12 protein-coding genes and 1 tRNA gene are annotated in these 13112 nt (G+C 56.0%); 5 read left to right on the top strand and 8 right to left on the bottom strand.

Going from position 1 to position 13112, the window contains the following annotated elements; translation table 11 throughout:
• Positions 1-553 precede the first annotated feature (553 nt).
• The 3 genes from BLW11_RS22205 to BLW11_RS22195 are packed head-to-tail and all read right to left on the bottom strand — an operon-like array spanning position 554 to position 3104.
• Complete coding sequence (locus tag BLW11_RS22205; protein ID WP_048359879.1) at positions 554-1603, bottom strand: alkene reductase; 1050 nt, start codon at positions 1601-1603, stop codon at positions 554-556.
• A gap of 20 nt (positions 1604-1623) precedes the next feature.
• A complete protein-coding gene (locus tag BLW11_RS22200) occupies positions 1624-2790 on the bottom strand; it encodes an MFS transporter (RefSeq protein WP_048359878.1) in 1167 nt (388 codons plus the stop codon).
• 11 nt (positions 2791-2801) lie between these two features.
• On the bottom strand, positions 2802-3104 hold the full coding sequence (locus BLW11_RS22195) for an ArsR/SmtB family transcription factor (RefSeq protein WP_048359877.1): 303 nt from the start codon (positions 3102-3104) through the stop codon (positions 2802-2804).
• A 155-nt stretch (positions 3105-3259) separates the two neighbouring features.
• Here BLW11_RS22195 and BLW11_RS22190 point away from each other — a divergent pair, with 155 nt between their 5' ends.
• Positions 3260-3856 (top strand): acyl carrier protein phosphodiesterase, encoded by a 597-nt coding sequence (locus BLW11_RS22190; RefSeq protein ID WP_048359876.1) that lies wholly within the window; start codon positions 3260-3262, stop codon positions 3854-3856.
• On the opposite strand, the gene BLW11_RS22185 is transcribed toward BLW11_RS22190, so the two are convergent.
• Positions 3831-4661, bottom strand: coding sequence for a lysophospholipid acyltransferase family protein (locus tag BLW11_RS22185; protein WP_048359875.1), 831 nt, complete (start codon positions 4659-4661; stop codon positions 3831-3833). The genes BLW11_RS22190 and BLW11_RS22185 overlap by 26 nt on opposite strands.
• The gene (olsB, locus tag BLW11_RS22180) at positions 4661-5416 is read right to left on the bottom strand and encodes an L-ornithine N(alpha)-acyltransferase (RefSeq protein WP_048359874.1); all 756 of its coding nucleotides are present in this window, start codon (positions 5414-5416) and stop codon (positions 4661-4663) included. The genes BLW11_RS22185 and olsB overlap by 1 nt, the downstream gene beginning before the upstream one ends.
• A gap of 227 nt (positions 5417-5643) precedes the next feature.
• On the opposite strand from olsB, the gene BLW11_RS22175 reads away from it, so the two are divergent.
• The 4 genes from BLW11_RS22175 to BLW11_RS22160 all read left to right on the top strand — a co-directional run bounded on the left by BLW11_RS22175 (position 5644) and on the right by BLW11_RS22160 (position 9500).
• A complete protein-coding gene (locus BLW11_RS22175) occupies positions 5644-6234 on the top strand; it encodes a YceI family protein (protein WP_048359873.1) in 591 nt (196 codons plus the stop codon).
• 1 nt (position 6235) lies between these two features.
• Positions 6236-7393, top strand: a complete 1158-nt coding sequence (locus BLW11_RS22170; protein WP_048359872.1) for a phospholipase D-like domain-containing protein — start codon at positions 6236-6238, stop codon at positions 7391-7393.
• Between the two features lie 107 nt (positions 7394-7500).
• On the top strand, positions 7501-8136 hold the full coding sequence (locus tag BLW11_RS22165) for a LysE family translocator (protein WP_048359871.1): 636 nt from the start codon (positions 7501-7503) through the stop codon (positions 8134-8136).
• 80 nt (positions 8137-8216) lie between these two features.
• Positions 8217-9500: a GGDEF domain-containing protein gene (locus BLW11_RS22160; RefSeq protein ID WP_048359870.1), complete on the top strand. Its 1284-nt coding sequence runs from the start codon at positions 8217-8219 to the stop codon at positions 9498-9500.
• Between the two features lie 829 nt (positions 9501-10329).
• Here the strand turns inward: BLW11_RS22160 and BLW11_RS22155 are convergent.
• The 3 genes from BLW11_RS22155 to BLW11_RS22135 all read right to left on the bottom strand — a co-directional run bounded on the left by BLW11_RS22155 (position 10330) and on the right by BLW11_RS22135 (position 13038).
• Positions 10330-10899, bottom strand: a complete 570-nt coding sequence (locus BLW11_RS22155) for a recombinase family protein (protein WP_048359869.1) — start codon at positions 10897-10899, stop codon at positions 10330-10332.
• Between the two features lie 1103 nt (positions 10900-12002).
• Positions 12003-12076, bottom strand: a tRNA-Gly gene (locus BLW11_RS22140).
• Positions 12077-12183: 107 nt separating this feature from the next.
• Entirely contained in the window at positions 12184-13038 is an 855-nt protein-coding gene (locus BLW11_RS22135) for an alpha/beta fold hydrolase (protein WP_048360187.1), read from the bottom strand.
• Between the last annotated feature and the right edge of the window lie 74 nt (positions 13039-13112).

Here is a 13112-nt window from a genome sequence, read left to right as displayed (position 1 = left end):
CCCATGATTTAGCGCCAAGCCCCCTGATTTTCAACCTGTGCGCTGCCAGCCTGGGTTTGAAACGAAATGTCATGGATGAGAGTGAATATTATCTGCGTGGCGCTGTAAGCCTTCGCTTACTTTACGTGTAAGCCTGCGACGTTATCTAGGTAAGTGATTATCTTTTCCTTACTTGGTTTTTTATAAGTGATTGAAATTAAATGACTTTATTTTTTATGTGCATTTATCGTGTAATAAAAATCTATAACTGCCTTGGTTGCAGCATTTCAATAAAACTCTAGTATTTGAAGTGTATCGACGGATTGGTACGGCGCTCACGGAAGAACGCAGAAGGACATCGCAGGACGCGATTCATCAGGATGATGAGAAGGAAAAAAAGGGACTAGGGAAAAAATGTGGGCGGGTCAAACCGCCCCTTTTTTCGCCCCTTGAAAAGTGCCCTTGATGGCAACCTTCACGGGTCGGACACGCTCAGCCAATGCGCTGGCGCAAGGTTTACAGCAAAACGCCCGAGGTCATTGACCTCGGGCGTTTTGCGTTGTGGAGCCGGTGCTTACAGCACTGGATAGTCGATGTAGCCTTGTGCACCTTTGGAATAGAAGGTGTCCGGGTGCGCCTCATTGAGCGGTGCATCGGTTTTCAGGCGTGCAGGCAGGTCTGGGTTGGCGATAAACGGTACGCCGAAGGCTACAGCGTCAGCCTTGCCGGCAGCCAGCCAGGCATTGGCGCTTTCCTTGGTGAAGCTTTCGTTGGCGATGTACGGGCCGCCAAAGGCTTCCTTGAGCTGTGAGCCGAGGCTGTCTGCGGCCACATGCTCGCGGGCACAGATATAGGCGATGCCACGCTTGCCCAGCTCGCGGGCTACATAACCAAAGGTTTCAGCCAGGTTGTCATCACCCATGTCGTGCAAGTCGGCACGTGGCGACAAATGCACGCCCACGCGGCCTGCGCCCCACACATCGATGGCTGCATCGGTGACTTCCAGCAACAGACGGGCGCGGTTCTCTACGCTGCCGCCGTACTGGTCGGTGCGCTTGTTGGTGCTGCTTTGCAGGAACTGATCGAGCAGGTAACCGTTGGCACCATGGATTTCCACGCCATCAAAACCTGCCGCTTTGGCGTTTTCGGCGCCTGTGCGGTAGGCCTCGACAATATCGGCGATCTCAGCGGTTTCCAGTGCCCGTGGCGTCGGGAAATCAACCTTTGGACGAACCAGGCTGACGTGGCCTTTGGCAGCAATGGCGCTAGGGGCAACAGGTGCTTCGCCGTTCAGGTACATCGGGTGCGAGATGCGGCCAACATGCCACAGCTGCAGGGCGATGCGGCCACCGGCAGCGTGTACAGCCTTGGTGATGTTGGTCCAGCCGCGAACCTGATCGTTGGACCAGATGCCCGGGGTATCCGGGTAGCCGACCCCCATTGGGGTCACCGACGTGGCTTCGCTCAGGATCAGGCCGGCCGATGCGCGCTGAACGTAGTATTCGGCCATCAGTGCGTTTGGAACCCGACCTTCATCGGCACGGCAGCGAGTTAGCGGAGCCATGATGATGCGGTTGGGCAGTTCGAGGTCGCCCAGCTTGATCGGATCGAAAATCGTAGTCATTTATGCAGCCCTCTCAAGGATCAGTTTGTGGCAGTTGCCAGCTCGGCATTGCCGTTCTGGCGAAAAGTAATCAGGGTGACCAGCAGCGCCAGAATCGCCAGCGCTGCAGCGGCCAGCGGAACGCTGGTGAGGCCGAAACCGTGGGCGATGACGCTGCCGCCAACCCAGGCGCCCAGGGCATTGCCGACGTTGAAAGCACCGATGTTCAAGGTCGAAACCAGGTTGGGTGCTGCCTTGCCGAAGGTCACGACGTTGATCTGCAGCGCCGGTACGGCGGCAAACGAGGCGGCGGCCCACAGGAAGAGGGTGATTTCGGTCGGGATCACGGCGACGCTGGTCCAGGTCAGTACGGTCGACATCACTGCCATCGCGATAAAAACACCGATCAGGGTAGCGGCCAGACGTTTGTCGGCCAGCTTGCCGCCGATGATGTTGCCCACCGTCAGGCCCAGGCCGATCAGCAGCAAGGTCCAGGTCACGCCGCTTGGCGAGATGCCGGTGACATCACCGAGCAGGGGCGCCACATAGGTGAACAGGGTAAACATCGATGCGGAAAACAGTGCAGTCATGCTCAGGGACAGCCAGATGCCAGCCCCTTTGAGTGCGGCCAGTTCGGCACGCATGTCGAGTTTTTCTTCGTCACGCTTGGCGGGCAAGAAGCGGATCAGGCCTATCAGGGCCACCACACCGATCACGGTGACGGCAAAGAACGTCGAGCGCCAACCTGCGGCCTGACCCAGGGCGGTGCCCAGGGGAACGCCCAGCACGTTGGCCAGCGTAAGGCCGGTGAACATCAATGCCACCGCTGAAGCGCGCTTGTTGGCAGGCACCAGGCCTGCTGCGACGACAGAGCCAATCCCGAAGAACGCGCCGTGGCACAGGGCTGTCACTACGCGGGCAAACATCAGCACGTTGTAATCACTGGCCAGTGCGCACAACAGGTTGCCGATGATAAAGATCACCATCAACGTTACCAGGGCGGCTTTGCGCGGCAACTTGGCGGTAGCCAGTGCCATGAACGGAGCCCCGATGGCCACGCCCAGCGCGTAACCGGTCACAAGCCAGCCGGCACCGGGGATGGACACGCCCAGATCGGCCGCGACATCAGGCAGCAAGCCCATGATCACGAACTCGGTGGTCCCGATGGCGAAAGCGCTTAGCGCCAGAATGAGTAGCGAGAGTGGCATGGAAATCCTTGTTAAAGCTCTTGGCTGATTTTTTCGAGGAAGGCCTTGATGGTTTCCTCGTTACGTTTGAAGAAGTGCCACTGACCGTGTTTTTGGCTGGTAATCAGGCCCGCTCGTTGCAGCGTTGCCAGGTGGGCAGAGACCGTCGACTGCGACAGGCCGCAGAGTTGATCAAACTGACCGGCACATACGCCATGTTCGGTGGAGTGGATTTGGTCAGGGAACGAGGTGTCAGGGTCTTTGAGAGCGTTGAGAATTTCTCGGCGTACTGGGTGTGCCAGGGCTTTTATTATTTCGTCGAGGTCAATAGGCATGGTTGCAGTGCTCAATGGGTACAACGTTATATCGCGATGAAGCGAACTTTAAATCGTTGTATCGCGATATACAAATATGAAAATGATCTTAGATCGGTACAAATCGGTATATCGGGTTATAACGATATGGATGTAGCAGTGTTAAACTGCGCGCCATGAATTATCTCGCACATCTGCACCTTGGCGGCCAGCGCCCTGAAGAATTACTCGGCAGTCTTTACGGCGACTTCGTCAAAGGGCTGCTGCACGGTCAGTACAGTCCCGAGATTGAGCGCGGGATTCAACTGCACCGCAGCATTGATGTTTTCACTGACAACCACCCTCTGGTGGGGCAGTCGCTGTCGCGGTTTACCCGGACCCGCAGGCGCTATGCGGGCATCGTGCTCGATGTGTTTTTCGATCATTGCCTGGCACGGGACTGGAGCCAGTATGCCGAAGGGCCGCTGGAGCGTTTTACTTCGGACTTTTATCGGGTGCTGGTGGCCGAGCAGCAGTTGCCACGGCGGCTTGCCACCATCGCACCGCACATGGCGGCGCATGACTGGCTGGGTTCGTACCGGGATTTTGCAGTGCTGGAGCAAGTGTTCAACGGGATAGCCCGACGGTTGTCGCGCCCCGAAGAACTGGCGGGGGCGATGCAGGATTTAAAGACGTTGTACGAGCCGCTCAGTGAGGATTTTCGAGCGTTTTATCCGCAACTGCAGGTGTATGCGGCAGAACAGCGGGTTACTCCGATATCGCCACTCGCGTAGCCGCAGCCGAAGGTACGAGGCTGCGACCGGCAGCGGCTACAGGATTTGTACGGGCTACAGGCTCCGCCACCACCACCCGCCGTATCGCTTCCTGAGCCCTGAACGCCAGCACTGCGCGCTCTTGCTCCTGGCTGCAAATAGGCTCAAGCAGATGTATCTCGACCTCGGCCTGTTCGTGGCTAAATAGACGCAGCAAATGTGACAGCAAATCATCGTCGCCAATAAACGGAGCTATCGCATCGATCTCTCCATTGCGCAAATAGCGAATGGCCACAGGTTGCAGCGGCATCCGGGTATCAATCGCTGCCGATAGCAGCCGCCCATGAAAGGTGCGTACCGAGCGCCCGTCAGTGGTAGTGCCTTCGGGGAACATCAGCAAAGAGAGTGGGTGCTGCAGGTGACGGGTCATTTGTTCGCGGATCATTTGGCTGTCCCCCGCACCCCTGCGGATAAACAGGCTGCCTGCCTTGGCCGCCAGCCAGCCGGCAACGGGCCAGCCACGGACTTCGGCCTTGGACAGAAACGACAGCGGTGTCAGTTGCCCCAGCAGCGCAATGTCGGTCCATGACACGTGATTGCTCACCCACAACATTGGCGTTGCCGGCAGCTCGCCCACGACGGTGACGCGAAAGGGCAGGGCGTTGCTCAGGCGTGTCATAAAAAACTGCGACCAGCGCTGGCGCCGGTCCATTGCGCTGTTGAGATTAAAACGCTCCAGTACCCCGAACACGCTGGCCATGCTCAACCCCAGGCTCACGACCCCGAGAACCCTTGCCACTCGGCCATACCGGCGCAAGCGGCTCATTACATGGCCGCCTTGAAGTGACGTGCATAGCGCGGGCACAGCTCATCGCGCTTGAGCAAAATAAACACGTCAGCCACCTGAAAGTCCTCATCCCAGCATGGCTCGCCGCAAATTTTGGCCCCCAGGCGCATATAGGCCTTAAGCAGAGGTGGCATTTCGGCAATGACATTGGCAGGTATGTCTTGTGTCGGTAATGGCTTTTTGGGTTCTGCGCGCAAATGTTCCGTACACAGATAACGCTCGCGCAGGCGCTGCATGATGGCCTGGGCCTGGATGCCACCATCCTGCATCGGGATGCTCGCGCAGCCCATCAGATACCGATAATTACCCTGGTTGAGCACTTCAGCCAATTCGCCCCAGAGCACGGTAATGGTGCCCCCGTTGCGGTAGGCCGGGTCGACGCAGGTTCGGCCGATTTCAAGGATCGGGCCCTGCAAGTGGGCCAGCCCGTGAAGGTTGAACTCTTCTTCGCTGTAAAAATGGCCGATGTTTTGTGCCGCGCAGTGATCGAGCAAGCGGGTGGTGGCTACCAGCTTGCCGCTATTGAGGTCACGTACCCCGATATGTTCGCAATACAGGTCGTAATCGTCCTCGTCCAGCCCGTGTTCGGCGCCTTTGAGTTTGGCCTTCAACTCGTCGCTGAATACACGAAAGCGCAGGGCCTGGGCCTCACGCAAAGCGTCAGGCCCGATCAGGCGTTCTGCCTGCAGGCGGCGTTCTGGTGCGGTGTCGCGGATGCGGGCGATCTGGGACATTGCGAATCTCCGTGCAGGCACCGTGCCCGCTCTGGGTTTCTGCCAATCGACTGAGGTGTTCAACTTCAGGCTAGGCAGGTGCAATGTCATCGCCATGACATTTGGATGATGCTTGCATGACATGTCCCTGGCGGAACTGTCGAAGTGGATTGGCGCTCTAAAAAAAACCTGCCAAGACGGCTCTCCGGGTTTAATGTTCGCCCACGTTTATTTGCTGATGAGTTTTTATGTTCAAAGCGTTGTTATCTTCTGTCTGTGCCCTGTTGCTGACCCTGGGTGTGAGCCTGTCTGCCCAGGCCAACTGGTACCTGGATGGTGAGTCATCACGGCTTTCGTTTGTCACCACGCAAAATGCCAATATTGCCAATGTGCATCGTTTCCTGGTTCTGCACGGCAAAGTCGACCGCAAGGGGCATGCGCAATTGCGAATCGAGATGGACTCGGTCAACAGTACTGTCCCGTTGCGTGACGAGCGCATGCGGGACGTGCTGTTTGATTTCAAGCACTTCCCCGAAGCGCAAATCACCGCGCAGATAGACCTGCAACCGATCAACGATCTCGCCTCCGGGGCGCAACTGGAGCTGCACTTGCCGGTCACGGTCAGCTTGCGCGGCAAGCAACATACGTATGAGGCCCAATTACTGGCCACTCGCCTTGATGAGCGACGCTTCCAGGTGGTGACACTGGAGCCGCTGATGCTGCAGGCAGAAGATTTTGGCCTGCAGCCAGAACTCGAAACCTTGCGCAAATTGGCGGGGCTGTCGGCGATCAGTTTTTCAGTACCGGTGGGCGCGGTGCTGATTTTCACGGCTCGCTAAGATGGCCGGCGCGGTGTTTGGATGGCGCAGCGATAACCAGTTCGAGCTGTTGATCGATGGGCCGCAATTTTTCCCTCGAATGCTCGCCGCTATTGAGCATGCGCAAGAACAGATTGATCTGGAGTTGTATCTGGTTGAGGCCGGTGGCTGCGCCGAAGCCATTATCCACGCCCTGGAGCAGGCGGCCTGGCGCGAGGTGCGCGTGCGCTGCCTGTTTGACGGTTACGGCAGTCTGGGGTTGAGCCTGAGCCTGCGTCGCAGATTGACCGAGGCTGGCGTGGAGCTCAGGTTTTACAACCCGCTGAGCTGGCGGCGGGGGCTGAGCAACCTGTACCGCGATCATCGCAAGCTGTTGCTGGTGGATCAGCAATTGGCCGTGGTCGGGGGGACGGGGGTGACGGATGAGTTTTGGCGCCCCGACGAAAATACCTGTGACTGGCATGAAGTCATGGTCGAGATTCAAGGGCCGTTGGTTCAGGACTGGCAGATGTTGTTTGATCGCCAATGGCGCGCCAACATCAGCCGCAAAGCGTGGAAGCCGGCGACGCACTTTGGGCTCGCACACCTGCCACGCGTGCCCGAGACCGGTGAGGGCATGGGGCGCGTTGCCTACGCCGATGCACGCCAGCATCGCGATATCCTGCAATCGCTGGTGCGGGCGATCAACAGTGGCCAGCAGCGTATCTGGCTGGCTACCCCTTATTTCCTGCCTACCTGGAGCGTGCGGCGTTCGCTGCGCCGTGCGGCGGGGCGGGGCGTTGATGTGCGGCTGTTACTGACCGGCCCGCGCACTGACCATCCTTCTGTGCGTTATGCCGGTCATCGCTACTACCCGCGCCTGCTCAAGTCCGGGGTGCAGATCCTGGAATACCAGCCTTGTTTTCTGCATTTGAAAATGGTGCTGATAGACGATTGGGTCAGTATCGGTTCGTGCAATTTCGACCACTGGAACCTGCACTTCAACCTTGAGGCCAACCTCGAGGCGCTCGACCCTGCGCTCACCCAGGCGGTGGCCGCCAGCTTTATTGCCGATTTCGCACAGAGCCAGCCCATCAGCCTGCAAGCCTGGCAGTCACGGCCGCTCTGGCGTCGGGTCAAACAGCGCATTTGGGGATGGGTAGACAGGGTGGTGGTCAATATTTTGGGGCGACGGCACTAGAATTTACTCGGCACGCGGTTACATAACCTTTGAGAACGTGCAGAATCTGGCCACTTCACGTGTAGCGAAAAAAAGCGTGAGGCACGATTTTTTCTGGAGCGTTTTGCATGACACCTTCGCTGTTACTGGCCGTACTGGCTTCGGGCTTTATCTATGGCATCACCCCGGGTCCAGGCGTGCTCGCTGTTTTTGGCATCGGTGCTGCGCGCGGGCGCCGTGCCGGGGCCGGATTCTTGTGCGGTCATCTGCTGGGTGATGTGATTTGGTGCAGCACGGCGCTGATTGCCATCGTTGGGGCGCGTGAATTCGGCAGCACGGCGTTCAATGTGCTCGGCCTGATCAGCGGTCTTTACCTGTTCTGGCTGGGTTTGCGCGCGGTTCGCGCCAAGAGCGGCAGCGTTGCCCGGCAAGGGCCGGCGCGTCAGCCGTTTACCCATGGCATTTTTTTCGGCCTGACCAACCCCAAAGCCTATCCTGTAGCGGTAGCGACGTTCACGGCCCTGCTTTCCAGTCGTGCAGAACTGCTCACCTGGGCCATGCTGCCATGGTTGATCGCGTTGAGTTTTGTGGGCGGTGCACTGGCTTATGCCATTTTGGTGGGGGTTGTGGGGGCAGGGCAGGTCAGGGCACTGTATCAGCGGCATGAACTGCTGATTACCCGACTGTGCGGGGTCATGTTTATCGGTTTTGCCATCAGTGCGCTGATGCATGCGCTGCCCGGGTTATTACGTACTATCGTGTGAAGTAAGTCGCAGGGAACGCAGTGCGATCTTCGGGTCAGGGATGAATGTTGGTGTTTAACCCTGAGGCATCCAGCTGTCCTATGGACATTAAAAGTTACCTGGCCCAAGCCGCCTTTATTGACCTGCTGCTCGATGCCGTGTGTGTGGTCGACAGCACAGGTACCTTCGTTTATGTCAGTGCTGCCTGTGAGCGTATCTGGGGCTATAAGCCGCATGAGCTGATAGGTACACCCATGATCAACCTGGTTTTTCCGGGGGATCGTGAGCGAACGCTGCTCGCGGCCAATGAGATCATGGCGGGGGCGCACAAGCTGAACTTTGAGAACCGCTATGTGCGCAAGGATGGGCAGATAGCCCATATGCTGTGGTCTGCCCGTTGGTCGCCAACCCATCAGCTGCGTATCGCTGTTGCTCGCGACATCACCGAACGCAAGCAGGCCGAGTCGCGGCAATCGGCACTGTTCGCCATCTCGGAGGCTGCCCAGGCCGCAGAGGATTTACTGGCGCTGTTCAAACATGTGCATCAGCTCATAGGGCAGTGGCTGCCGGCGTTGAATTTTTCGGTCGCACTTTGCGACCAGGCTCAAGGCTCGCTGAGCTTTCCCTATCACGTTGACGATCACCCCCTGCCGCAGTTCTGCGAGGTCAGCCACTTGAGCGATCAGGTCATTCGCAGCGGCCAGTCCATGCTGCACGGTGCTGAAAATACACCGTCATGGCTGGGCGTTCCCCTGGCCACCCAAAATGGAATTATCGGTGCGCTGGTGGTCAAGAGTGCCCAGGGTGAGGAACGTTACACCGAGCAGCACAAGGACCTGCTGCAATATGTATCGACCCAGGTGGCCGCGGCCATCGAACGCAAACAGTTGCACGAACGCCTGCAGCATCTGGCGCAATACGACGCCTTGACCCTTTTGCCCAATCGAGAGCTGCTGTACGACCGCCTGAACCGCGCATTGGTTCATGCGAAGCGCGAGCATGAGTGCATGGCCGTGCTGTATGTCGATCTGGACCATTTCAAGCGGGTCAACGACAGCTTTGGGCATGCGGTCGGTGATGGCCTGTTGCAGCAGATAGCTCGTCGCTTGAAAGAGTGTGTGCGAGAAAGTGACACCGTTGCCAGGATGAGCGGTGATGAGTTTGTGTTGATACTGGAGAAGCTGGTGCTGCCGGAGCACGCGGTGGTTGTGGCTGAAAAGCTGCGCTTCAATCTCAGTCGGCCTGTCGTGATTGATGGCCATACACTCAACGTTTTTCCCAGTATCGGCATCGCGGTTTACCCCGAACACGGCGAGCAGGCCCAGCAGTTGCTGAATTATGCGGACACGGCGATGTACCGGGTGAAAAGAAGTGCGCGGGGGTAAGTGTCTGCTCTGGCGACAATAACGAGGAAGTTGGACAGCGGGTATTTAACCCATATCCACATATCGCGTAAGTCTTTGATGTGGTCGAGTTTATCGAGATATCCTAAAACTCGAAACGAGGCCGTGATTTTAATAATAGGCTGTCATCGGTAGAGTTTGAAAGGCTTTATATCGTGAAATGGGAGAGTGACTGGAAAATCCAGGCCGATTAATTGTACGGTCATTTTGCCCCGTCAGTACCCGTCAGATTGTTTTGGGTGCAACCGGGATTATTTATTTTAGTGTGCGATTAACGCACTTTTTCTCGTTGATGGCCAGATCCCCACGCTTCAATATTCGTAGCGTGCCAGCGTTGCCCAAAACTTTCCGCTCCCCGCTAATTGGAGAAGGCGTCAGGTCGTAGCGGGTAATTATATTGCTGTTTTCTCCCTGAAGGCGCGATGTATTGATTTGTCAGTAAGTCCACAGTAAGTGTGTGTGCAATGTCTGTTGCGCAGCGCGCTAATGAGCGCATAAATAGCGGTCCGGTTTTTTTCTTTTTGGAGCCGCGTGAGGCCAGCGTCATGCTGACCTCGGTTTTTTATAGAGGGATAAATTTTACTATTGCAGCGCCGCTCTGGAGTTGTCCTGAGTAATGGGTGGGTGAAATAATTAAAACGTTAGTTTGCCGCAGTCCGGATTACCTTGTTAAAAGCTCGTACCGTCCGACTATTGCCGAGCCGCGTGTCATCTTTGTCTCCCTGGCCGGTTTCTAACGCATGTCACTTATTGAGCGCTATTTGAGTTATTTGAATTATGAGCGACATTCAATTGAAGAGACGGATACCGTTCATGGTTTGGACAGGGCCCTGTACAGGGTTGATCGATGAACGTCCAAAATGCTGGCAGCCTCTGCAACCGACCTTTGATCCTCGGCAATCAGCCGTCGGGCATGGCTCACTTGTTCAGGAGTTAACACGGGCTTGGGCCCGAATCGAACGCCTCTGGCTTTGGCTGCGGCTCTGCCGGCACTTGTGCGCTCCCCGGTCAGTGCTCGTTCAAAATCGGCAATGCCCGCAAAAATTGTTAGAGTCGTTTGCCCGGCGGGTAGTGTGGTATCGACCCAAGGCTCTGCCAGTGACTGCAAACCAGCGCCCATGGTTTTGATTTTTCCGGCGATGTTGAAAAGATCGGTGGTTGACCTGGCCAGCCGATCCAGGCTGGTTACGACAATGACATCACCGGCCCTCAGGTGATCAAACAAACGTTCCAATTGCAGGCGGTATATATATTCTCCGCCGACTCTTTCCTCAAAGATTCGCTGGCATCCGAACTGATTAAGTAAGGTTTGTTGCTGCGCGATATCCTGTCCATGAGTTGAAGCGCAGGCGTACCCGATTAACTGACTTACATTGTCCATACAGCCCCTGTCGCAAGTGTGTTGCATGTATGTCGCAAGTGCGTCGCGTGTATGTCGCAAGTGTGTTGCAAGTGTGTCGCATGTATGTCGAAAGTGCGTTGCATGTATGTCGTGACTCATGTGCGTGCGCGTAAAAAATAAACGGCGGTGCTCATTGAATGGGGATAATGCCAGCAGTTGTCGCAGGACTTATGATTAAAGCGACAGTGGTGAAATTATCTTAATGCGTGTGAAAGTGAATGGCTACTATTATAGAAATAGAGCAGGTCGTTTTTTCAGAAAAAGGCGCTTCCAAAGCATATTTGGAAGTTTGTAATTGTTTGCTCTATTTTAAATAAATGTTAATTGCTATTGTTCGCTCGAAATCATAAGGTGGCCTTAATTGAACGTGACATGCACTGAGAAAAAAGAAAATAACGCATCTCGAAGTTGGCGATGGGCTTACACCAAAATAAGGGGCTTTGGATGCTCACGAGTACGCGCTTTTTACAGAGCCAGCTTATATAGGTTTCTCGGCGATTCCGGGGTTTTCTCCAGTAATCGAAGCTGGCAAAAATTTCGCTTGCGACGTAAACCCTAGGCCCACTCCACTACCGTAATCTCTATCAGTCTCCTCGAATCATCGGTGCTCAAGGCGTAGAAACGCCACAGCTGCCCACCTATAAAACGCACCTCTTGTTTCAGAACCAATCTGCCGAAGTGATTGCACTATGCCATCATATAGAAGGGATATTGTCTATGCCCGCTTTTTTTATTAGTGATGTAAAACAGGTACGTGAGCTCAATCAGCAGGCCGTGGTAAATAAGCACATTAACGCTGGCTGGGTTTTACTGAGCGCCGTCACAGCCCCCTCAAGCGAACCCCATGGCGTAGTGACACGCTACATTTTGGGCTGGTTGAGCGAGGATATGCCTCTGCAGCATTTCCAGTATTAGTTGTGTGGGTGTCTCGTTGCCAAACTGGACTCGATAGTGAGCCGGGGCGGTGATGCGAAGGGCTAAGAGTGCGCTCGAACGGCGCCAGGGATGTTGCAGTAGGTCTGAGTTGCTGTCTTGCTGTCTGCTCGGTGGATTTCAGTGAAATCAATGAGACAGGAGAAAAGTGGAGCGGGTGGCGGGAATCGAACCCGCGTGATCAGCTTGGGAAGCTGGAGTAATACCATTATACGACACCCGCTCAGAGCGGCTGACTTTGTACCAGAAGTCAGCCTGGATGAGAAGTTTTATTCTCGAAAACTGTAATTTGCAGTGGTCTTTACGCCTTTTTGTTTGCTCTGAACCCCGTCAGAGGCTCTGTGACGGGGCGTGGGGCTGTGCCGGTTGCAAAAAATCGAGCAGGGCGGCTTTGCTGTTATGGCTGGCAGATTTGTGCTCCATATCCAGAAAGTGCCCGGTGTTCTCCAGGCAAATGAAACGGCTGTTGGCGATCGGTTGCGCAAAGTGCTGGGCATCGCTGGCTACGGTGTACTCGTCCCATGCGCCATTGATAAACAACACCGGGATTTCGATGCCTTGGGTGGCCGTGAGGAAGCCCTGCTGGTCGCTGTTGAGCACGTGGTTTATATGAAAGTGCATTTGCGCGTACTCATGTTCGGCCAGGGTGCTGACATGCCGAAAGTTGAAGCGCTTGAAGAGCGGCGGCAAATGCTTGCCCAGGGTGTCGTTGACCAGGTTGCCGACCTGGGTTCGATTGCGCGCAGCCAGGCAGTGGCGACCGCGCTCCAGATAGTCGCGCATGGCTTCGTTGATCAGCGGTGAAAAGGAGCTGATCACGGCTTTTTCGATACGCCGTGGCGTGTTGGCCAATGCGGTCAGTGCCGCGGTGCCGCCCCATGAGAATGACAGTAAGTAATTGGCGTCAAAGTGTTCGATCAGCTCCAGCAGAACCTGCGCCTCCAGCTCTCGGGTCAGCATCTTCTGATGCCGGTTGTGGGCTTTCGACTTGCCCGCGTAGGGCTGGTCGTAGAGCACAACGTTTAAATGCGGGTGCAGGTTTTTCAGGGTCTGGGCAAACGAGGCCGTCGTGGCCATCGAGCCATTAACCAGAATGATGGTGTTTTCTGCGTTCTCGGCGCGGTAGAACTCGGTGTGAATTCGATACTGGCCTTGAATGTCGAGCACGGCTACTTCGGGCTTCATCATGGCGTCGGACTCCAGTGAATCGAGCGTCGGTCAGTCTGATAATGCGCCGCGAATGTGACAGGCTGGAGGAG

This window comes from Pseudomonas deceptionensis, assembly GCF_900106095.1.
Taxonomy (GTDB): domain Bacteria; phylum Pseudomonadota; class Gammaproteobacteria; order Pseudomonadales; family Pseudomonadaceae; genus Aquipseudomonas; species Aquipseudomonas deceptionensis.
Note: the sequence above shows the minus strand (reverse complement) of the source record. Positions and strands in the feature narration are given on the sequence as shown.